Here is a 19,160-nt window from a genome sequence, read left to right as displayed (position 1 = left end):
GTATCGAGCGGCGCTTTAGACCCAAACTACTTGGAGCAAGCAGGTCAGAGGCCCGCGTCCAGTGGCTCAGCCTACTGCTTGGCTTGGTTGGCGACGGCGGCCGCGGCGGCCGCGGCGGCTTCGGCATCACCTAGATAGCGGCTCGAGATGGGCTTCAAATCCGCGTCCAGCTGGTACACGCGCGGGATCCCGGTTGGAATGTTCAGCTCCACGATTTCGTCGTCGCTGATCCCCTCGAGGTGCTTCACCAGTGCCCGCAACGAATTGCCGTGCGCAGCGATCAACACGCGCTTTCCCGCACGGATTTGTGGGGCGATGGTGCTCTCCCAATACGGCAGGAAGCGCTCGACGGTGTCCTTGAGGCACTCCGTCGCTGGGATCTCCTTGGGATCGACTTCGGCGTAACGCGGGTCCTTCCCCGGCCAATTCGCATCGCTCTGCTCCATGGCCGGAGGCGGCGTGTCGTAGCTGCGCCGCCACACCTTCACTTGTTCGGCCCCATGACGCTCGGCAGTCTCGGCCTTGTTCAAGCCTTGGAGGGCGCCGTACATCCGCTCATTGATGCGCCAGCTGCGGTGCACAGGGATCCACATCTGGTCGAGCTCCTCGAGCGCCAACCACAGTGTCTTGATCGCGCGCTTGAGCACAGAGGTGTAGGCAACGTCGAAGCGTAGACCTTCAGCCTTGAGCAGCTCGCCCGCACGCTTGGCCTCGCCGACTCCCTTTTCGCTCAGGGGCACATCCACCCAACCGGTGAAGCGGTTCTCTTTGTTCCATTGGCTCTCGCCGTGTCGCAGCAATACCAGCGTGTACATGGGGTCCTCGCACTTGCAGATGACACCGTCCGGCGCGCCGAGCGTCGGCCAAGCGACCGCGCCGAGCACCCGCCTGACGGCGGAGAGAGCCGAGATAGCTCAGCTCGAGAAGGGAATGAACAGGCTGAGGCCGCCGAGCGCAGCGATGTCGTTGACGACCTTGTCTTCGCCGAGTGGAGCGCGCTGAGCGTGCACCAGGTCGCGCACGTCGAGACGCAGTGCCATCCACTCGGTGAGGAAGAACTTCAGTCCGAAGCCACCCGAACCCGTGACACCCACGCTGCCCGGAGTGTCCGTCGCGCCGGCGCCCAGGGAGACGTAGAAGTCGAAGCGACTGATGCCGCCTCCCATCCAGCGCACCTTGCCGTAGGCGAGGGACCACACGAGGTGCCCCATGAACAAGTTCACGGGCGCCTCCTCTTCCCTCACGAAGTCGACCAAGCTGGGGTTGCTTTGAGAGATCGAGTCGAGAAACTCGAAGCTGCGCTTGGTGCGGAAGTACGAGGCCTCGAGTCCGAGTTCCTCACTGAAGTGGAAGGTGTACGCGCCGCCGTACATGGGAGCACCGTCTGACAGGTCCCCCGCGTACCAGCCACCCATTGGAGATAGCTCGTGACGCAACGCTTTGCGAAACAAGCGGGGGACGACGCCGCGATACGCGCGCCGCCCAACGAGCTGTTGCTTCAACGCTTCGTCTACGCACTGCGCACGGGCGGGTGTCGTGCTCATCAGCCCAAAGCCGAGCACCGTGACGATCAACAACCAACGGACCACGAAGCGAACGTGCTGCGTCAAACCAAGAGCTGGGATAACACAGGATGACGCAAGCTCGGGGTCCATTATCCTTCCGGGTGGTGGACTGGCGTAGAAACAGGCGTACCCAAGCGCGGAACTGGACCCTTGACGCCCCAAGTTTTTTTGGGGGTGGAGCGTTTTCCGTCCGCGAAAGCAGCCATGGACTTCCGAGGCTCAGCGCGCTGGCGCTGCTCGTGGCAGCCACGATGATGAGCCCGCCGGCGTCATCCCAGCCCGCTGCCGAGGCCCCGGTGAAGAGCGATGAAGGGGGAGCACCTCTTCGGGCCTGCTCCGCGAACCTCAGCGCGTTGAGCGGGATCGCGTGCGAGTTACAAGCCCAGCTAGGCGACGCGCTGGGCAAGCCAGACTCCGGCGCGCTCGTGATCTCCGGCCCCCTCGATAGCGATACGCCGCTCGAGCGGAGCAGCGAGCTCGTCCAACGCATCACGCGTGTCGTCGCCGGTAAAGTCGGAGGCAAAGCCCATGAGACACAGACGACTCGTGGAGCCGCCCAACTCGCCGCGCGCTCGCGGGCCTTCCTGTACTTGGAGGTGCGGATCGCCCACGGCAGGCTCGAGGTCACGGCTGACGTCTACCGTCCGGTGAAGGGCTTCTGGGCGCGGGTGCGGAACCCCACGCCTGAGCCCTTGAAGCACGCGTTCGCCAGCCGTGCGTTGGACGCCGAGGTCAGGAGCTTTTTCCCTACGGTTCCGCTGGTGGCCGGGAAGGTGTTGAAGGTCAAGGCGCCGGAGGCCCAAGTGCTTGCCCTGGGTTGCGGGGACATAGATGGAGATTCGGCGCTGGAACTCGTGCTGGTGGGGCGAGGCGCCGTTCATGTCGGGCGCATTCGCGGAGGAAAATTCGTGGCTTCGGCGCGGCGCAACTGGAGTGGCCTCTCCCCGGTCGCACCAGTACCTCTACGTGAGCCCATCGCGAGCGTGAGTATCGGTCCCGGTCACGTCGACGTTGGACTCACCGACCGAGCCAAAGGCTTCCGCTTCGACGTCACCCTCGATCCTATCGGCACCCTCGCCGCTCCGATCCCTTGGCCCGGAAACGGATGCATCGAAACCTACCAAACCCTGCTCGGCCGCAAGGAACGCCCATGCCGTGACAAGGATGCTCCATCCACGGCGCCGGGCTACGAGCACCGCGGTGACGCCGTGGCGGGCACCTCCTTGATCGATACCTCCGGGAAACGCCACCAGTATCGCGCCCTGCGCGCTGCCAAGGAGCAACGCGTGGACCTGCGGAGCGACCGCGGCGGCCGTGCCTCCCTGGCGAACCTAGGAGCTCAACTCGCGATGGGCGACCTGGACGGTGACGGCGCGCCGGAGCTCGTCGCATCGACCCCCACGATGCAACCCGCAGATGACGCACTGATCGTCTACTCCTGGAAGGAGCCCGCGGCGCCCGCGGAGCGCCTACGCATCGCGGCTCCGGGCGGCGTGAGCGCCATCACCACTTGCCCCGCGGAAGATGCGGCGCGTTCCTATCTCGTCGCTGCCGTCGCGGACGAACTGTGGCTGATTCGATGAGCCGGCTCGGCCGCAGAGACTGGCTGCTCGGCACCGGACTGAGTGTGCTGCTCAGCAGCCAGCGCGCCACGGCGATGGGGCGCACGCCTCTCGGCGGGCACCTGAGGTTCGACTTGCCGTGGCCAGTGAGCAAGCTGGATCCTCACGAACTCGACGATGCCTGCGCAGCTTTCTTCAGCGGCGCGATCTGCGATCCACTGTTCGACGTCGACCAGGCAGGGCGAAGCTACCCCGCCCTCGCCGACGGCCCCGCCGTCGCGAACGGCAAGGGCTGGCTCGTGAAGCTGCGCCCTGGGCTCGTCACCGGTCTCGGGCGCGCGATCGGGCCCGCTGACGTTCACTGGTCCCTGGTGCGCGCGAAGGCGCGCGCCGCTCGCGGTCTATTGGCGGAGTTTGGAGCAATCCGCGCGACAACGGATGGCGTGCTGTTCGAGCGGGGGAGCTCCGCCAACCTGACGCGCGCCCTCGCGAGCAGTTGCTGCGCCATATTACCTCGGGGATTCGACGCAAGGCGGCCGGACGGCACCGGCGCGTTTACTGCCAAGGCATCTGGCGGAGGCCTGGTGCTGCGCCGCAACCCGCGCGCGGCGCGGGGCGCCGCGTATCTGGAACAGATCACGCTCAAGCCAGCTGGGTCGATCGCCGACGCGCTGCGGGCATTCGAGACCGGAGAGGTGGACATTGGCTGGCTGGGTGACGGACTGCATCGCCGGCGTCCAGGCGCCCTGCCCTTCAAGGGACCGCAAGTGGGCTGGATTGTGCTGCGCACCGGCAGTCAGGCGGGCGCCTGGGCGGCGCCTGGTGTCGCCCAGAGCTTGGTCGATGGTTTGCCGCGCGGAAGCTTGACGCGTTTCGGCCTGAGCCCGACGGGCGGCGGCTCTACACGCTGGGGAGGCGGCGACGCGGAGCTCTCCGTCGACACCTCGGCGCCCTTCTTGGTGGAGGTGGCGGAGGCCATCGCCAGCACGCTGAGCCACAGCGGGAGCCAGATCCGCGTGGCGCGAGTCAGCGCTCAAGAGATCCAGCGGCGACGCCGCGCTGGAGCCTTTGCGCTGATGCTCGATGTCGTGAGGAACTTCGGTCTCGACACGGGCTTGAACAACTTGGCGCTGCTCACCGCTGCGAACCCCGCGTTGGCGAACCGCCCCCCGAAGCTCAGCGGCAGCACACCGGCCCAGCTAGCCCGTTCATTGCCGCTCGGAATCGTCGGTGAGCTACGCCCTGAGGGCTACGTAGCAGGGACCTGGCGGGCGCTGACGGCGTGGGACTTCGGTCGCGTCTACGTTCCGCGCAGCTGAGGCTCAGCGATCGGGCTCCACCAAGACGATGCTCGAGCCACCCGCAGGGCGGGTGTGAACGACGCGTGCGCCATGGGCACGTGCGATCACCTGCAAGGCGTCATAGGGCGTGACCCGCTTGAGCTCTGCGGTGACTTCGCCCGAGACACCTTCACCGATCACCAGGTTGAATCCACCTGCATGCGCCAGGAAGCGCAACGCCTCCTGCAGGTCGGCGCGGCGGAGCTTGACGTCGATGCGGCGCCGAGTGCCGGCGTGGGGCGCTGGGGCCTCCGCGGTGACGATACGCGTGATAGCAAAACGATCCGCGGCAGGTGCTGGCTCACGCAGCGTGCGACTGCTCGCGCCGGACACGCCGCTCGAGTCGGTTGCTTCGTCGCTCCCCGACTCGGGTGCTCCATAGCCCGCCAGTGCCTGGTCCATCTCAGCAGGGCTGGGAGCGCTCGAGGGCGCTGCGGCGGACTCCGACTGAGCTGCGGCGCACCCTCCCCCCAAAGAAGCCAGGAGGAGCAGCCAGCGACTCAACCGCCGCTCATTCCCGCGAGGAAACATCCGGGAGATCCTCCTGCAGGATACGGTCGCGCCCGCCGCGCTTCGCAGCGTAGAGGGCCTGATCGGCGCGCTCCACGAGCTCGCGAGTGACGAAATCCGTTTCGAGATCGGCGGACGCCACGCCACCGCTAAAGGTGATGGTGCGCTCATCTCCGGTGTTGAAGACCGCGGGTTGAGCCCTGAGCGCCTCCTGGATGCGTCGGCCGGCTGCGAGCGCAGCGGCGGCGTCGGTTCCGCGGAGCAACACGGCAAACTCTTCTCCGCCCAGGCGATAGGCATGGTCCGATCGACGCAGCGTCGCTTGAATGCAGTCGGACACCAGCATCAACACCCGATCGCCCTCGGCGTGTCCAAACAAGTCGTTGACGGATTTGAAGTGATCGATGTCGATCAAGAGTAAGCTCAGAGGCTCACGATGGCGCTCAGCAAACGCCGTCTCGCGGCTGAGCGCACGCTCGAAGTCGCGACGATTGGACAAGCCGGTGAGCGGGTCCGTCGTCGCTTGCTGTTCCGCGCGGCGAAGCCGCATGTTGACGTTGAACTCGCGGTGGCGCTTCTCTACCTTCGCCTTCACGCGGGCGACCAACACAGGGCCGCGGTAAGGCTTGGCGAGGTGATCGTAGGCGCCATGCTGGATGCCTCGAATCACATCCTCTTCGTCGTTCGCGTGGGCAGTGAGCAGCACGACAGGGATCCCCGAGGTCTCGGGATCGGAGCTCAGGCGAGCAAGCACCTCGTAGCCGTCCATGACGGGCATCATCACGTCGAGCACGATCACGGAAATGTTCCCAGGCGACTCGCGCACTGCGTCCAACGCCTGCTGGCCATCCTCCGCTTCGACGATGCGCATGCCGGCGCGAGACAGCCAGCGCGACGTCAGCAGGCGGGTTGCTGCATCGTCGTCCACCACCAGCACGGTATCGGGCGGTGGAGGCAGCGAGAGACTGCTGGGCGGCGGTGTGTCGTGGCGGGTCATGTCGGGCGCCGCAGCCGGAGCTAGAGCCCCGGCCGCGAACTAAACCCGGAGTATACAATCAGCGGGGCTGCATCCGCAGCGCCGCATCCAAACGGATGCATTCTCCGTTCAACATGCTGTTTTGCACGATGTGGAGGGCGAGATCCGCGTACTCCGCTGGATTTCCCAGGCGGGGCGGGAACGGCACGTTGGCGGCGAGGGCGGCGCGCGCCTCCTCCGGCAGACCAGCCAGCATGGGCGTGTCGAAGAGCCCCGGCGCGATGGAAACGAGGCGGATCCCCGAGCGCGCGAGTTCACGAGCGATGGGCAGCGTCATGCCGACGACACCGGCTTTCGATGCGCTGTACGCGGCCTGACCGATTTGGCCATCGAAGGCCGCGATGGATGCGGTGGTGACAATCACTCCACGCTCGCCACCAGCGTCGGCTTCGCCCTCGGTCATCGTCTGAGCGCACAGGCGGATCATGTTGAACATGCCCACCAAGTTCACGTTGACCGTCAGCGCGAACAAGTCGAGGGGGAACGGGCCGTGCTTGCCCAGCGTGCGCATGGCGGTGCCGATGCCAGCGCAGCCGACTGCGATGTGCAGCCCGCCAAGCTCCTTGGCGACAGCGATCGCTGCCTGCATCTGCGGCTCGGAAGTGACGTCGGTCTCGACGAAGCGAACCTTGTCACCAAGCTCCTTCGCCAGCGCCTCGCCGACGTCCTTCGCCTTGTCTGCGATCACGACGCCCTTCGCGCCGGCCGCCAAGAGGGCGCGCACCGTCGCCGCGCCGAGTCCTGAAGCACCACCCGTAACCAGAGCAACCTTGTCCTGAACTTTCACACTAACCTCCAACGCGAGGGTCCCTCGCTCGTACTTTCTTAGGCGGCCACCGGTCGTTAGCCGGATGGCGCAAATGCGTTTCCGCGGTGAATCGGCTCCGGCGGGACCGCGGTCGTTGCCGGACCTCAGCTATTGCGCTCGATAGGCGCGCAGCACCTCTTTTTTTTTTGGGGGGGGAGGCGCGATGTTCGCACGCCGTCACAGCGTGAGCGCACTTATTCGGGCAGCTCCTCCGGCATACCCACGTCACCACCATTCTTGACGAACTCGATGATCGCGGTGGCGAGCGCGGCGTCGGCCTTCTCGCACTTCTTGCTCACGGTGCCCATGCTGGCGCCTTTGCACTCCTGGCGGCGCTTTTGATACGCGGCGTCGATCTTCGCGTCGTCGCGCAAGGAGTCCCGCATCTTGCCGCCTAGGTGCTTCCAGTTGAGGGTCGGGTACTTTGCCACCGGAGGCAGCTTGGTGGTCAGCTCCTCGGGAGCGAGCGTGACGCACGAGCCATCCCAGCGCAGGGCGTCGTAGCCGCCCATCCCACTGACTTGCATGCCACCCTTGGGGGGCGTGCGCTTGGCCAGGATGATGACCTCTTCGTCGAACACCAGGTAGTCATCGGAAGCGCTTGCACCGCCCGACGCGTTCCAGGCCTTCGTCTTGCGGGTGAGGTATCCGCGGGTAAACGGCGTTCCCTTGCGGAACAAATTGAGCGCTACCCCCATGTACGTCCCTTTGCACAGGCGCTCGACGAAGCCTTTGGGCGGTACGCAGACTTCAGCCTTGGCATCGGCGCACGCTTTCGGGATCCCGGCAGGTGCCTCCTCTACCTCGGGCTCTGCGGCGGCCTCCGGCTCGGGCGCCGGCTCGGCGTGCTTGGCCTCGGCGACGGGAGCCGGCTCGGGCGGCGGCGCAGGCTCCGGGGCGGACCCGCCGCAACCCGATGCGATCAACGAAAGCGACACGAGACAGGCGAATGTAGTGCGCATCGCCAAAACCAAACCGGATCGCAAGGTGGCGTCAACCGCGAGCCCACGGGCTCCCGGTGACGGGGCTGTATCGATTGGCGGATGCCCGCGAGATCACTCGACCGTGACGGTCTTTGCGAGGTTCCGGGGCTGATCCACGTCGGTGCCCTTGAGGTCGGCGACGTAGTAGGAGAGCAGCTGGAGCGGGAGCACAGTGAGGAGCGGGAGCACCGCCTCGGGCGCGGCGGGGATTGGCAGACAGTAGTCAGCGAGCTCCGCAGCTTCCTCGTGCCCCTCGGTCACGACCGCGATCACCTGGCCGAGGCGCGCCTTCACTTCTTGCACGTTGGAGGCCGTCTTCTCGTACTGGTTGTCCTTCGGCATCACGACCACGACGGGCATGTTCTCGTCGATCAGCGCGATGGGGCCGTGCTTCATCTCGCCGGCCGCGTAGCCCTCGGCGTGGGCGTAGGAGATTTCCTTGAGCTTGAGCGCGCCTTCGAGCGCGATCGGGAAGCCGAGGCCACGGCCGAGGAACAGCATGTGCTCCGCGTGCATGAACTTGCGGGCGACGTCTTGCACCGTGTCCGCATGCTCGAGCACCTGGCGCATGCGCTCGGGGGTCTCCACGAGCGCTTGAATCAACGCGTCGGCGCGGTCTTGAGCGAGCTTTCCGCGCGTCCGCCCGATGTAGATCGCGAGCATGAGCAGGGCGACCAGCTGGGTGGTGAAGCACTTGGTGGACGCGACGCCAATCTCGGGACCGGCGTGGGTGTAGAGCGCGCCGTGGCTCTCGCGCGGAATGGCGCTGTCGAGCACGTTGGCGATGGCCAAGACATGCGCGCCGGCTTCCTTGGCTGTGCGCACCGCGGCGAGCGTATCCGCCGTCTCTCCTGATTGGCTCACGGCGATGACGAGATCGCGGTCTGTGAAGACCGGCTCACGATAGCGCACCTCGCTGGCGAGCTCCGTTTGCGCGGGGATACGCCCGAGAGCTTCGATCCAGTAACGCCCGTTGAGACATGCATGGTAGCTGGTGCCGCAGGCGAGCAGGTACACGCGGTCGACCTTCTGGAGGGTCTCCGGATCGAGGCCGAGCTCCGCAGCGACGAAGGTGCCTTCTTCGCGGATCACACGGCCACGCAGCGTGTCCTCGACAGCGCGAGGCTGCTCGTAGATCTCCTTCAGCATGAAGTGCTTGAAGCCGCCCTTCTCCGCCTGGACCGGGCTCCAGTCGATGCGCTTCGGCTTGCGCTCCACGGGTTTGCCTTCGACGGTTTCAATGCGGTAACCGCCCGCTTTGAGCTCGGCCATCTCGCCGTCTTCCAGAAACAGCATGTGCCGGGTGTGCTCGAGCAGCGCCGGAATGTCCGAGCCGCACAGCATCTCTCCCTCACCCACTCCGATCACCAGCGGCGACGCGCTCTTCGCAACCACCAGCACATCTGGAGACTGCTTCGAGACGACGGCGAGGGCGTATGCACCACGCACACGGCCGAGCGCCTCCCGAACCGCGTCGAAGAGCGACTGCTTGCCTCCTGCAAACGCCTTGTTGACCAGATGCGCTGCAATCTCGGTATCGGTGTCGGAGGAGAACTTCACGCCTTCCGCCTCGAGCTCGCGCTTCAGCTCGACGTGGTTCTCGATGATGCCGTTGTGGACTACGGCAACGTCGCCCGCTTGATGGGGATGCGCGTTGGGCTCGCTGGGGCGCCCGTGCGTCGCCCAGCGGGTGTGCCCGAGGCCCGTTGCACCTTGAAGCGGCCGCGAGTCGAGGGCGCGCGCCAGGTTGTTCAGTTTCCCCACGGCACGAACGATGTGGATGTCGTCGCCGTCGTGCACAGCAAGTCCGGCGGAGTCGTAGCCGCGATACTCCAGCTTACGCAGCCCATCGATCAGAATGGGAGCAGCCTGTTGCGTGCCGACGTAGCCAACGATTCCACACATGCCTTGCCTCTTTCCTTGCGCTCTCGAGCCTGGGGACGCTCGCGCACCTCAGCTCTTGAGGCGCCGCTGCGTAAGCCAAGGTGGTGATACGAACCACCCAGCATGCCGTGTGGTAGCGTCCCGCGCTGGCTGCGGCAATCGGCGATCAGTACGGATTGTCGCCAGACGGCGGCTGCGGCTGAGCAGGTGGCTGCGGCTGAGCTGGCGCAGCTGGAGGCTTTGGCGCAGGGAACGCAGCGGTTGGCTTTGCCGCGGGCTCTGCAGGGGCGGGCGCGGGGGCGGCGGCTGTCGGTTTGGCGGCCGGCTTGCTCGCAGGTTTCGGGGCTGTGACAGCGGGCGCGGTCACCGTGGGCGGAATCACACTCGGCGCTGTCGGCTCTTCAACCTTCGGCTCCTCAACCGGAGCCGACATCTCCTCCGAACCAGCGGTAGCCGCGGGTTCCGCCGCGGAAACTCCGTCGTCTGGCGCGGCAGGTCGGTCGGGCGGAGTCTCAATCGACTGACCAGCGCTTGCGCTGGGCTCCGGCGCCACGCCGGACGTGTGATCGCCCATGAACTTGGTGACGATCACAAACGCAAGGAGCCCTACAGCCGCAACCAGTCCGAGCTTGGCGATGGGCGGCAGGCCCGCCTTCTTCTTCGCGCTGGCCGTTCCGGGAGCGGAGTCACGATCGTCGTCGTCGTCCTCGGACGAAGCCTTCGACTTCGAGCTGACTTGGGGCGCGGCCGCCTTCTTCTTCGGGGCCTCAGGGACCTCGCGGGTGGGCAAGCCGTGCGCCTTGGCGCGCTCGCTCTTGGCCCGCTGCTGCTTGCGCTGTTTCCGCGAGGTTTTCTTTGCTGCCATTTCGCTCAGCCGTTGAGCGCTTCGGCGCCGCCGATGATTTCCATCAGCTCGGTGGTGATGGCCGCCTGACGCGCGCGGTTGTACTGCAACGTCAGCGAGCCGATCATGTCACCGGCGTTCTTCGTCGCCGAGTCCATCGCGGTCATACGGGCGCCGAGCTCCGAAGCCATCGACTCGTAGAGCGCGCGCAGGATGCTGATCTCGATGTACATCGGCACCAAACGGTCCATCAGCGCGGCCTTGTCGGGCTCGAAGATGAACTCGACGTCGTCGGTCTCGTTAGGGATCTCCGACTCCTCGACGCTCGGCAAGCCGAGGGGGAACAACGGCTCCGCCTTGACGATCTGGGTCATGGCGCTCTTGAACTCGTTGTACACGATGTAGATCGCGTCGACCTTTCCCTCGAGGTACGGGCGCAGCAGCGTGCGCGCGATGCCTTGAGCGGCGTCGAGGTTGAGGTTGTCCCAGGTGCCTTCGAAGACGTGGAACAGCGGCGCGCCGCGGCGCTTGAAGTAGTCGCGCCCCTTACGGCCAACGGTCGCGATCTGGACCTCTTGGCCTTCGGCGGTACGGCGCTTCCACTCGCGCTCGGCGAACTTGTTGAGGCTCGAGTTGAATGAGCCGCAGAGACCGCGATCGCTCGTTACCACGAGGAAGAGTACGTTCTTCTCTTCACGCGGCTTGAGCAGCGGATGGTCGAGGCCGGCCTCGCCCGCCGCGGACACCACTTCGCGCAACACGTGGCCCGTGCGCACGGCGTAGGGACGCATCGCAGTGATGCGCTGCTGCGCGCGATTCAAGCGGGCACCCGCGACCATCTTCATGGCGCGGGTGATCTTCTGCGTGGATTTTACGCTCGAGATGCGCTTGCGGATTTCCTTGAGGTTAGCCAAGGCTTCAACCCTTCTTGGAGGCCACGAAGCCCTTGACGAACTTCTTGATCACCTTGTCGAGCTTCTTGGTCAGGTCGTCATCGAGCTTCTTCTTCTCGGTGATGTCCTTCCAGATGCTCGCGTGCTTCTCGTCGATGTGCAGGAACAGCTCCTGCTCGAACGCCTTGAGCGACTCGACGGGCAGGTTGTCCAAGAAGCCCTTGGTACCCGCGTAGATGATCACGATCTGACGCTCGACCTGCTGAGGCACGTACTGACCCTGCTTGAGGATCTCCGTGAGGCGCTTGCCACGCTCGAGCTGAGCGCGGGTCGCGGCGTCGAGGTCGCTCGCGAACTGGCTGAACGCCGCCATCTCGCGGTACTGCGCGAGGTCGAGACGCAGGGTACCGGCGATGCTCTTCATCGCCTTGATCTGCGCGTTGCCACCGACGCGGCTAACGGAGATACCGACGTTGATGGCAGGGCGAACGCCCGAGTAGAACAAGTCGCTCTCGAGGAAGATCTGCCCGTCGGTGATCGAGATCACGTTGGTGGGGATGTACGCCGAGACGTCACCTGCCTGGGTCTCGATGATGGGCAGCGCCGTCAACGAACCGCCAGAGTGCGGGTCACGCTTGATCTCGAGGTCTGCGCTGTTGGCCATGCCCTTCAGGGACTCCTTGGCCGCGTGCTCGCCTTCCTCACCGATGTGAGCCTTGCCGTCTTCCCCGCGGAAATCCCAGTCGCCCGCGGGCACTTCGGTGCCCTTCTTCACGACGAAGTAGCGCTCGCCCATCTTGGCGGCGCGCTCGAGTAGGCGGGAGTGAACGTAGAACACGTCACCGGGGTAAGCTTCACGGCCCGGCGGGCGGCGCAGCAAGAGCGACATCTGACGGTAAGCAACAGCCTGCTTCGACAAGTCGTCGTAGATGCAGAGCGCGTGACGCCCGGTGTCGCGGAAGAACTCGCCGATGGTCACACCGGTGTACGGCGCCAGGAACTGCAACGGCGCGGCCTCGGTCGCAGAAGCGACGACGACGGTCGTGTACTCCATCGCGCCGAACTTCGAGAGGCGGTCCACAACCTGGGCAACCGTCGAAGCCTTCTGGCCGATGGCGACGTACACGCACTGCACGCCCTTGCCCTTTTGGTTGATGATGGTGTCGAGGGCGATCGCCGTCTTGCCCGTCTGACGGTCGCCGATGATCAGCTCACGCTGACCACGGCCGACAGGGATCATCGAGTCGATGGCCTTGAGACCCGTCTGCAGGGGCTCCTTGACGGGCTGACGACCAATGATGCCGGGCGCCTTGAGCTCGATGCGGCGACGATCCTTGGACTCGATGGGGCCCTTGCCGTCGATGGGCTGACCGAGCGCGTTCACCACGCGACCGAGCAGAGCTTCACCGACGGGTACGTCAGCGATACGCCCGGTGCGCTTGACGGTGTCGCCCTCGCGGACCGAGGTCGCGTTGCCAAGGACGGCTACACCGACCGAGTCTTGCTCGAGGTTCAGCACCAGGCCGTACACCTCGCCCGGGAACTCGACCAGCTCACCCGCCATCGCGCCTTCGAGGCCGTAGAGACGCGCGATACCATCGCCCGTGGTGAGAACCGTGCCGGTCTCCATGACCAGGGCTTTGCGGTCGAAGTTTTGGATTTGCTTCTTGATGATCTGGGAGATCTCGTCGGCGCTGAGCTGCATGGTTTTTTTCCGTGAGCGAATGCTCTGGTTGGAGGCTGGGGTCTGGCGTTCAGACGGCTGGTTAGTTGTTTGCCCTGTCAGCCGCGACTGGCGACATCAGGCTTGAGGTTTGGATGTGTGACTCGCGCTAGAGAGCGCGTGCGCCCTCAGGCGTTGAGCAGCTGGCGCTCGAGGTCGTTCAAGCGACCACGCAAGCTGCCATCGATGGTGTTGTCGCCGATACGCGTGATCACGCCAGCGATGAGCGAAGCGTCTTGCTCCTTGGTGATCTGCACCTTCTTGCCGGTGGACTTCTCGAGCTGCGCCTTCAGCTTGCTGTAGTACGCCTCGCCGAGCGGACCGGCGCTGATCACCGTGGCGCGAATGACTCCGGCCTTCTCGTCAGAGAGCGTGGCCAAGCGACGCGCGATGTCCGGCAGTGCGACCAAACGACGCCGCTGCGCGATGTAGCGCACGCTGTTCACCGCGAGCTGGTTCAGGCCGAGCTTGGAAGCGACGTCCTTGAGGATCGACTCGCGCTTCTCTTCCGTGACCAGCGGGTTGTCCAAAACGGCGCGCAGCTCCTGGCTCTCGCTGTAGACGGTCGCGAGCTTGGTTAGCTGGTCGGCGACCTGCGTGAGCTGTCCGGCTTCGTCGGCCAGCTCGTAGATGGCCTTCGCGTAGCGCTCTGCAATGGCTCCGGCGCTCATGCCTGGCCTCCCTTTGCGTTGACTGCCTGCTCCAGGCTGGTCAGGTATTCATCGGCGATGCGCTGCTGATCGCTGCTGGAGAGTTGCTTGGTCAGGAGCTCGCCGGCGGTGCTCACCGCGGCGCGCACCGTCTCGCGCATCAGATCTTCACGCGCTGCCTTGATCTCTTGCTCGATCAAGAGCTTGGCCTCGCGCTCCATGCGGTCACGACGCTCCTTCGCTTCCCGGAGGATTTGCTCGCGTTCGGCGTGGGCTGCTTCGCGCATCTCGCGGCGGACGCGGTCAATTTCCTCGTCCAGGTGCTTGAGCTTGTCTTCGTACTGCTTCAGGGAGGCGGCCGCTTCCTTCTTCATCTTCGCGGCGTCGTCCATGCCCTTCATGATGTCCTGCTTGCGCTTCTTCAGGCCTTCCTTGATGCTCGGGCCGAGCAGCTTGAAGAGGATGAAGTAGAGCAGGATGCTGTTCAGCACGAGCGCCGAAACCGGCGGTGCCATGCCCTTGGGGCGTGCGATCAACGTCGGGTGGTCGATCTCATCGGACTCGTAGACGTTGCCGTAGAACCAGTTGATGCCGTGGTGCTCGCCACCGTGGGCGGCGCCATGGCCACCTTCTTCGTGGCCACCCTCAGCCGCTAACGCCGCGGCGGGAGCCAGGAGCAGCAGCGCAAGCTGTAGGATTGCGAAAAAGCGCTTCATCAGACCTGCCTCCCCAAGACCTTGGTGGCGATCTCGCCGGCCAGCGCGTTGGACGCCTTGCCGAGCTCGAACTGGATCTCCTTGCTCTCCTCTTCGAGGCGCTGGCGTCCGTGCTCGACGATCTTCGTCACAGCGGCCCGTGCTTCAGCGAGGATCTCAGCCTCGAGCTTCGCCGTTTCCGTGCGTACCTTCTCGCGCTCCTCGGCGGCGACGCGGTTCACGCGATCGAGCTCTGCCTCGTACTTGCGCAGTAGCTCACCGGCCTCTTCCTGCATCTTGCGGGCTTCGGCGCGAGCGCCATCCGTGCGCTTCTCTCGCTCTTCAAAGACCTTCAACACGCGGTCGAAGAGCAGGTTCTTCAACAGCACCGCCAAGGAGGCGAAGATCACCATCTGGGGGATGAAGGTGATGAGCAGGTCGACTTCAATACTCGCCAACATGCGCGGACCGGGCAGCAGCGAACTCAAATCGCTGATTCCGGGTAGGGCGGTGGCGGTGATTCCGAGGGAGGGCATCCTAATGAAAACCTTCGACTTTCGGGATTGGCAGGTGGGGTGCCGTTCAAAGCTGGGCTAGGCGGCTCGACACGTCGCAAATGACGTGGCTCCGGGCCCTTGTAGGCGCGCGGCTCCTACCACCTCAGGCCCGGGGAGTCTAGGCGGTGCGACGCCTCGCGTAATCACTGCGTCAATTCGCCACCAAGCGCCTCCGCAGCGTCCTCGAGGGGTTGTGCGAGGGAGTCGGGGTCGTGAAGCTGCCATTCAGGTGTGACTGCAACGCTCCTCACCCCCAACCGATCCAGTCGCTGCAGCTGCGCCTCGAACCGAGGCTTCTCGGGATGAGACGGAAACACATCGAGCAGGGGCATTAGAGCGAACGCCCGCTCCAGTACTCGAGGATGGGGCAACGTGAGCTGAGGGAGTTCGAGCGCCGGTCCGTCACTCCACAAGAGATCGAGATCCAAGGTGCGGGGCCCCCAGCGTTCTCGACGCTCGCGACCGTGGTTGCGCTCAATCTGCAGCGTATTTTCCAGCAATGCCGGCGCGCTTAGGGAGCTCTCGAGGAGCACGGCGGCGTTCAGGAAGTCGGGTTGAGCAGGCCCGATGGGTGCTGTCTCGTACACCCCGGAGCTTGCGACGACGCGTCCCAACACCCCAAGCGCCTCGCGAGCGCTGCGCAGCGTCGCCAGACGATCGCCGAGATTGGTTCCGAGTCCGACGACGAACAGCACGCGCCTCTCATGCGCGCTCATGGCCGGGAGCTCAAGTCAAACATCGGCGGAATGGGCGGTACGGCGCGCATCGCTGTGTTATCGAATCGCCATGTCCTGGCTTGGCCTCACTCACGGGGAGGCGTTCGTCGTCGTGTTCGTGCTGGTCGTCGTGGTTGCCGCTCCGTGGTTCCCGAAGGCCGGTGCCTGGATCGCGGATCGCCTCATGGGCAGCGACCCCGACAAATAGTGCACGAAGCCGACTCGCCTTCGGAAAGGACCGAGGCGTTCCAGGGTGATCGGGGGGTGAGAGCCGCTGCTGCTCCACCCGCGCTGATCCGCGCTGATCCATGTGGCGATTGAGTGGCAACGGGCGCCAGGCCGTGAGTAGTATGCTGCCGTGGTGCGGGAAGAATCGGGAAACGGCGGCCCGCCATCCGAGCCTCCGATGTCCGATCCTCGGGCCTCGTCCGGACCTCCGCTGATCTTCGTCAGCGATGCGTCAGCCGAGGCAGAGCGGCTGACCAAGGCGTTACGCGAGCGCGGCTACCTGGTCGTCGATGTGCCGCTCTCCATGCTGGTCAACCGCGTCGCGGTCCAGCGACCTGCGTTGATCTTGTGCGACGTCGACGCGGACGCGGCGCTCGAAACCACACACCGCTTGCGCGACGTGCCGGGCGGCAGCGGCGTCGATTTGATCTTCTTGGGTGAGTCGGGGCGCACGTTGAACGAGATGGCCGACGCCGTGATCCACGAGTCGAGCGGCATCTTCATTCGCCCAGTCGACACCTATGCGCTGCTCCGCAAGGTCGAGGCGCTGATCGGTCCGCCGCCGGTGCAGATCATCTCCAGTCACCCGCCAGGCAGCCGCAGCGAGACGCCCTCTTCGCCTCCCCTCAGCGCGCCCCCGCTGAGCCCGCCGCACTCGCACCGTCCGCTGATCACGCCAAGCGCACCTCCGCCAAGCACCCCCGAGGTGCTACTCGATCGCCGTTCTTTCGTGCCGCGCGGAAGCAATCCCCCGCTGTCGGAGCGCGACCCCCGTGGCTTCAATCAGGGAGACGTAGCGCTGGTTGAGCCGACCTACGCCGTTCCGAGCTCGAGGCCACCCGCGTCGAGCCAGCACCCGGACTTGGCGATGCCGAGCCTGCCTCCGCCGGTCCCTCTTGGCGTCAGTCTAGACGCCGAGTCCCTTGATAGCTCCGAGCCCGCGATCGCCCACGCTGGGATGAGCCCGGACCTCGAGAGCCTCCTCGCGCGGGCAGAGCAGCGAGTTTCCCAGACGAACAACGGCTCCGCCGGCAGCACGAGCTCACCTCCCCCGCGGCTGTCGCCGGAGGAGGAAGTCGACGCCGTGCTCCCACCCGATGTGCTCGCGGCGCTGGACGACCCTCTCGACGAGGAGGGTGATCTGGATGATGAGTCGTCCGCCGGCTCGCGAGTGTCCCACGGCACGCGCACGGGTTCCGAAGGCGGGCGCGATGGCACCAGCGCCAAAGAAGGCACTGGCGCGCGCGAAGGCAACAACGCCAAAGAACCGAGCACCAATCGCTTTTCCGCAGGGCAACCATCCGGCGAGGAACCCGCTGATTCGAGCGACGCCGCCACTGGAGCGCAGCTCGGCGCGCGTGGGAGTGATCGCCCCGGGCTCTTCGGCGACGCTCCCCGCACCGGCATCACGGGGATGCAGGCCCCGAACTCCACGACCGGAGTTGGGGATGTCACCGGCGCCAGGGGCGTGACCACGACCGGGTTCGTGCCTCCGCCGCCCGTTTCCCCACGGCATAATCCTTACCCAGACGACTCGGCGCGCCGAGCGACCACGCCTCCACCTCCCCGCCCCAAGGACTCCGCCCCGCCGGAAAAGACCGGCCTGGGGCAGCCCCCTGAGCGGGATTTCGAGCGAGCGCTGGACACCGGGCGCGGAGCGCCTGGACTGGCGCCGCCACGTGTCCCCTGGGACGGGCACATCGAAGCGCCCGCCGTCTCTGAAGGCGAGCGCAGCCCCGCGACCACCGCCGAACCCCGATGGTCCCCGCTCAGCGCAGACCAAGCGCCAACCGTACCGCCGCCGGCGATGAGCGATGCAGAGCCCGAGTCGCGGTTGCCGACGCCCCCGCCGCTCCCTGTGATGCCGGTAACACTGGGAGAGCGGCCCCCGGCGACGACGAGGATGGCACGGCCCCTCGAGCGAGAGCGCGCGCCAACCCCACCTCCAGCGGCACCCCCCGCTGCGCTCGAAGTGCCAGAGGTACTTCGGGAGGGCGACGCGGTCCGCGTGCTTTCGCGCGCGGTAAGGGCCCGTTTCAGCGGCGCGCTAGCATTCGAGAACGACGCGGGGATTCGGCGCGTCGTTTTGCGCGACGGCGACTTCGTGACTGCCGCGTCAAGCATCCACGCGGAAACATTGCTGGCTTTTCTGGTAAAGCGCGGAAGCATTTCCCAGGACGTGGCGACCCAGCTGGGGCGTCGCTTGCCACCTTTCGGTCGCCACGCAGGCGCCGCGCTGATCGCCCACGGCCACCTGCGTCAGGACGACCTGTGGCCCGTGTTGAGATCTCACGCGGAGTGGGTGCTCACCCACACCGCGTCCATGACTCAAGGCGGCGCGGAGGTAGAAGAAGACATCCCCGGTCGACTTGAAGCAGAGCCAGCCGTGTTCGGCGGCGCAACCGGCGCTGAAGTCTTGGTGGAGGTGGTCCGCCGCGCCGTCTCCCCCTACGAGGCAGTACGTCGCCTGGGCGGGAACAATGCGCGCCTGGCTCCTGGGAGCCACCCAGAGCTGCTCGGGGAGTGCGCCCTCGATGAGCGCGAGGTGCAGCTGATCAACCGCGCGCAAAGCAACACGGTGCGCGAGGTCTTGGACAGCGCGGGCAACGATCATTTTGCGCCAGTGCTCTACGCCCTGCTCGAGCTCGGTGTGTTGGAGAGCCTTGGCCCAGCGCGCCACTCGGAGCACCCTGAAGCCGTCGAGGTGGATCGCCTCGACGATGAAGCAGTGCGTGAGCGAGTGGTCGCGAGACGCCGACTGGTGGACGAGGCGGACTACTTCACCTTGCTAGGGCTTGCTCGAGACGCCACCGCCTACGACATCCGCCGAGCTTATTTGGAGCTGCGCCGCGAGTTCGAGCCGAACCGCATGCTGACCGCTCGAGTTGCGGATCTGGCGGACGACGTCCACCTGATCGTCGAGGTGCTCGACGAAGCCTACGATGTGCTGCGGGACGACGTGCGACGGGAACGTTACCGACGCGCCATCCAGGCCACCCCCTACTGACACCTGCGTCGGCAACCTTCGAAACCCGCAGCAAACAAACCGCGGGTATCACCTGATGGTCGCAAAGGGCAGCACCAGCAGTCGACCAGCAGCGGCGCCCACCAACGGCAGCATGCGGAACCGCTAGCGGCTGTGCGCGCACAACCCACATGGAAAGAC

General features: G+C 65.7%; 18 protein-coding genes. 4 read left to right on the top strand and 14 right to left on the bottom strand.

The features are described from left to right. Positions 1-71: 71 nt before the first annotated feature. Positions 72-815, bottom strand: coding sequence for a 2,3-diphosphoglycerate-dependent phosphoglycerate mutase (gene gpmA / locus H6718_29460; GenBank protein MCB9589578.1), 744 nt, complete (start codon positions 813-815; stop codon positions 72-74). Positions 816-914: 99 nt separating this feature from the next. Further along, positions 915-1,589 carry an outer membrane beta-barrel domain-containing protein gene (locus tag H6718_29455; GenBank protein ID MCB9589577.1) on the bottom strand — a complete coding sequence of 225 codons (675 nt, stop codon included), beginning with the start codon at positions 1,587-1,589 and terminating at the stop codon, positions 915-917. A 215-nt stretch (positions 1,590-1,804) separates the two neighbouring features. Here H6718_29455 and H6718_29450 point away from each other — a divergent pair, with 215 nt between their 5' ends. Both H6718_29450 and H6718_29445 read left to right on the top strand, forming a co-directional pair. Continuing rightward, complete coding sequence (locus H6718_29450) at positions 1,805-3,148, top strand: hypothetical protein (GenBank protein ID MCB9589576.1); 1,344 nt, start codon at positions 1,805-1,807, stop codon at positions 3,146-3,148. Beyond that, positions 3,145-4,446, top strand: a complete 1,302-nt coding sequence (locus H6718_29445; GenBank protein ID MCB9589575.1) for a hypothetical protein — start codon at positions 3,145-3,147, stop codon at positions 4,444-4,446. Before H6718_29450 ends, H6718_29445 begins: the two co-directional genes overlap by 4 nt. 3 nt (positions 4,447-4,449) lie before the next feature. Here the strand turns inward: H6718_29445 and H6718_29440 are convergent, their stop codons facing one another. From H6718_29440 to folK, 12 genes are all read right to left on the bottom strand, one after another. Then, a complete protein-coding gene (locus H6718_29440) occupies positions 4,450-4,869 on the bottom strand; it encodes a hypothetical protein (protein ID MCB9589574.1) in 420 nt (139 codons plus the stop codon). Positions 4,870-4,978: 109 nt separating this feature from the next. Then, positions 4,979-5,974 carry a diguanylate cyclase gene (locus tag H6718_29435; GenBank protein MCB9589573.1) on the bottom strand — a complete coding sequence of 332 codons (996 nt, stop codon included), beginning with the start codon at positions 5,972-5,974 and terminating at the stop codon, positions 4,979-4,981. A 58-nt stretch (positions 5,975-6,032) separates the two neighbouring features. Further along, positions 6,033-6,800, bottom strand: a complete 768-nt coding sequence (locus H6718_29430) for a 3-hydroxyacyl-CoA dehydrogenase (GenBank protein ID MCB9589572.1) — start codon at positions 6,798-6,800, stop codon at positions 6,033-6,035. A 215-nt stretch (positions 6,801-7,015) separates the two neighbouring features. Next, positions 7,016-7,783 carry a hypothetical protein gene (locus H6718_29425; GenBank protein MCB9589571.1) on the bottom strand — a complete coding sequence of 256 codons (768 nt, stop codon included), beginning with the start codon at positions 7,781-7,783 and terminating at the stop codon, positions 7,016-7,018. Positions 7,784-7,876: 93 nt separating this feature from the next. Continuing rightward, positions 7,877-9,709: a glutamine--fructose-6-phosphate transaminase (isomerizing) gene (gene glmS / locus H6718_29420; GenBank protein ID MCB9589570.1), complete on the bottom strand. Its 1,833-nt coding sequence runs from the start codon at positions 9,707-9,709 to the stop codon at positions 7,877-7,879. Positions 9,710-9,854: 145 nt separating this feature from the next. Further along, on the bottom strand, positions 9,855-10,553 hold the full coding sequence (locus tag H6718_29415) for a hypothetical protein (protein ID MCB9589569.1): 699 nt from the start codon (positions 10,551-10,553) through the stop codon (positions 9,855-9,857). Positions 10,554-10,558: 5 nt separating this feature from the next. Further along, positions 10,559-11,446, bottom strand: coding sequence for an ATP synthase F1 subunit gamma (gene atpG, locus H6718_29410; protein MCB9589568.1), 888 nt, complete (start codon positions 11,444-11,446; stop codon positions 10,559-10,561). A 4-nt stretch (positions 11,447-11,450) separates the two neighbouring features. Next, positions 11,451-13,130, bottom strand: coding sequence for a F0F1 ATP synthase subunit alpha (locus H6718_29405; protein ID MCB9589567.1), 1,680 nt, complete (start codon positions 13,128-13,130; stop codon positions 11,451-11,453). A 146-nt stretch (positions 13,131-13,276) separates the two neighbouring features. Further along, positions 13,277-13,819, bottom strand: a complete 543-nt coding sequence (atpH, locus tag H6718_29400) for an ATP synthase F1 subunit delta (GenBank protein MCB9589566.1) — start codon at positions 13,817-13,819, stop codon at positions 13,277-13,279. Next, on the bottom strand, positions 13,816-14,514 hold the full coding sequence (locus tag H6718_29395) for an ATP synthase F0 subunit B (GenBank protein MCB9589565.1): 699 nt from the start codon (positions 14,512-14,514) through the stop codon (positions 13,816-13,818). The genes atpH and H6718_29395 overlap by 4 nt, the downstream gene beginning before the upstream one ends. Continuing rightward, the gene (locus H6718_29390) at positions 14,514-14,954 is read right to left on the bottom strand and encodes an ATP synthase F0 subunit B (GenBank protein MCB9589564.1); all 441 of its coding nucleotides are present in this window, start codon (positions 14,952-14,954) and stop codon (positions 14,514-14,516) included. The genes H6718_29395 and H6718_29390 overlap by 1 nt, the downstream gene beginning before the upstream one ends. 239 nt (positions 14,955-15,193) lie before the next feature. Further along, positions 15,194-15,766: a 2-amino-4-hydroxy-6-hydroxymethyldihydropteridine diphosphokinase gene (gene folK / locus H6718_29385; GenBank protein MCB9589563.1), complete on the bottom strand. Its 573-nt coding sequence runs from the start codon at positions 15,764-15,766 to the stop codon at positions 15,194-15,196. A gap of 70 nt (positions 15,767-15,836) precedes the next feature. On the opposite strand from folK, the gene H6718_29380 reads away from it, so the two are divergent. Further along, complete coding sequence (locus tag H6718_29380; protein ID MCB9589562.1) at positions 15,837-15,974, top strand: hypothetical protein; 138 nt, start codon at positions 15,837-15,839, stop codon at positions 15,972-15,974. Between the two features lie 153 nt (positions 15,975-16,127). After that, a complete protein-coding gene (locus H6718_29375) occupies positions 16,128-19,001 on the top strand; it encodes a hypothetical protein (GenBank protein ID MCB9589561.1) in 2,874 nt (957 codons plus the stop codon). The last annotated feature ends 159 nt before the right edge of the window (positions 19,002-19,160 follow it).

The sequence above is a fragment of the Polyangiaceae bacterium genome (genome assembly GCA_020633205.1).
Lineage (GTDB): Bacteria > Myxococcota_A > Polyangia > Polyangiales > Polyangiaceae > JAHBVY01.
The sequence above is the reverse complement of the archived record's forward strand: the minus strand, read 5'-3'. Positions and strand labels throughout refer to the sequence as shown.

Coding starts and splice junctions, on each gene's coding strand:
- H6718_29415 (MCB9589569.1), bottom strand. CDS start 10,553: ATGGCAGCAAAGAAAACCTCGCGGAAACAGCGCAAGCAGCAGCGGGCC.
- H6718_29440 (MCB9589574.1), bottom strand. CDS start 4,869: ATGGACCAGGCACTGGCGGGCTATGGAGCACCCGAGTCGGGGAGCGAC.
- H6718_29445 (MCB9589575.1), top strand. CDS start 3,145: ATGAGCCGGCTCGGCCGCAGAGACTGGCTGCTCGGCACCGGACTGAGT.
- H6718_29435 (MCB9589573.1), bottom strand. CDS start 5,974: ATGACCCGCCACGACACACCGCCGCCCAGCAGTCTCTCGCTGCCTCCA.
- H6718_29405 (MCB9589567.1), bottom strand. CDS start 13,130: ATGCAGCTCAGCGCCGACGAGATCTCCCAGATCATCAAGAAGCAAATC.
- H6718_29390 (MCB9589564.1), bottom strand. CDS start 14,954: ATGTTGGCGAGTATTGAAGTCGACCTGCTCATCACCTTCATCCCCCAG.
- folK (MCB9589563.1), bottom strand. CDS start 15,766: ATGAGCGCGCATGAGAGGCGCGTGCTGTTCGTCGTCGGACTCGGAACC.
- glmS (MCB9589570.1), bottom strand. CDS start 9,709: ATGTGTGGAATCGTTGGCTACGTCGGCACGCAACAGGCTGCTCCCATT.
- H6718_29380 (MCB9589562.1), top strand. CDS start 15,837: ATGTCCTGGCTTGGCCTCACTCACGGGGAGGCGTTCGTCGTCGTGTTC.
- gpmA (MCB9589578.1), bottom strand. CDS start 815: ATGTACACGCTGGTATTGCTGCGACACGGCGAGAGCCAATGGAACAAA.
- H6718_29395 (MCB9589565.1), bottom strand. CDS start 14,514: ATGAAGCGCTTTTTCGCAATCCTACAGCTTGCGCTGCTGCTCCTGGCT.
- H6718_29425 (MCB9589571.1), bottom strand. CDS start 7,783: ATGCGCACTACATTCGCCTGTCTCGTGTCGCTTTCGTTGATCGCATCG.
- atpH (MCB9589566.1), bottom strand. CDS start 13,819: ATGAGCGCCGGAGCCATTGCAGAGCGCTACGCGAAGGCCATCTACGAG.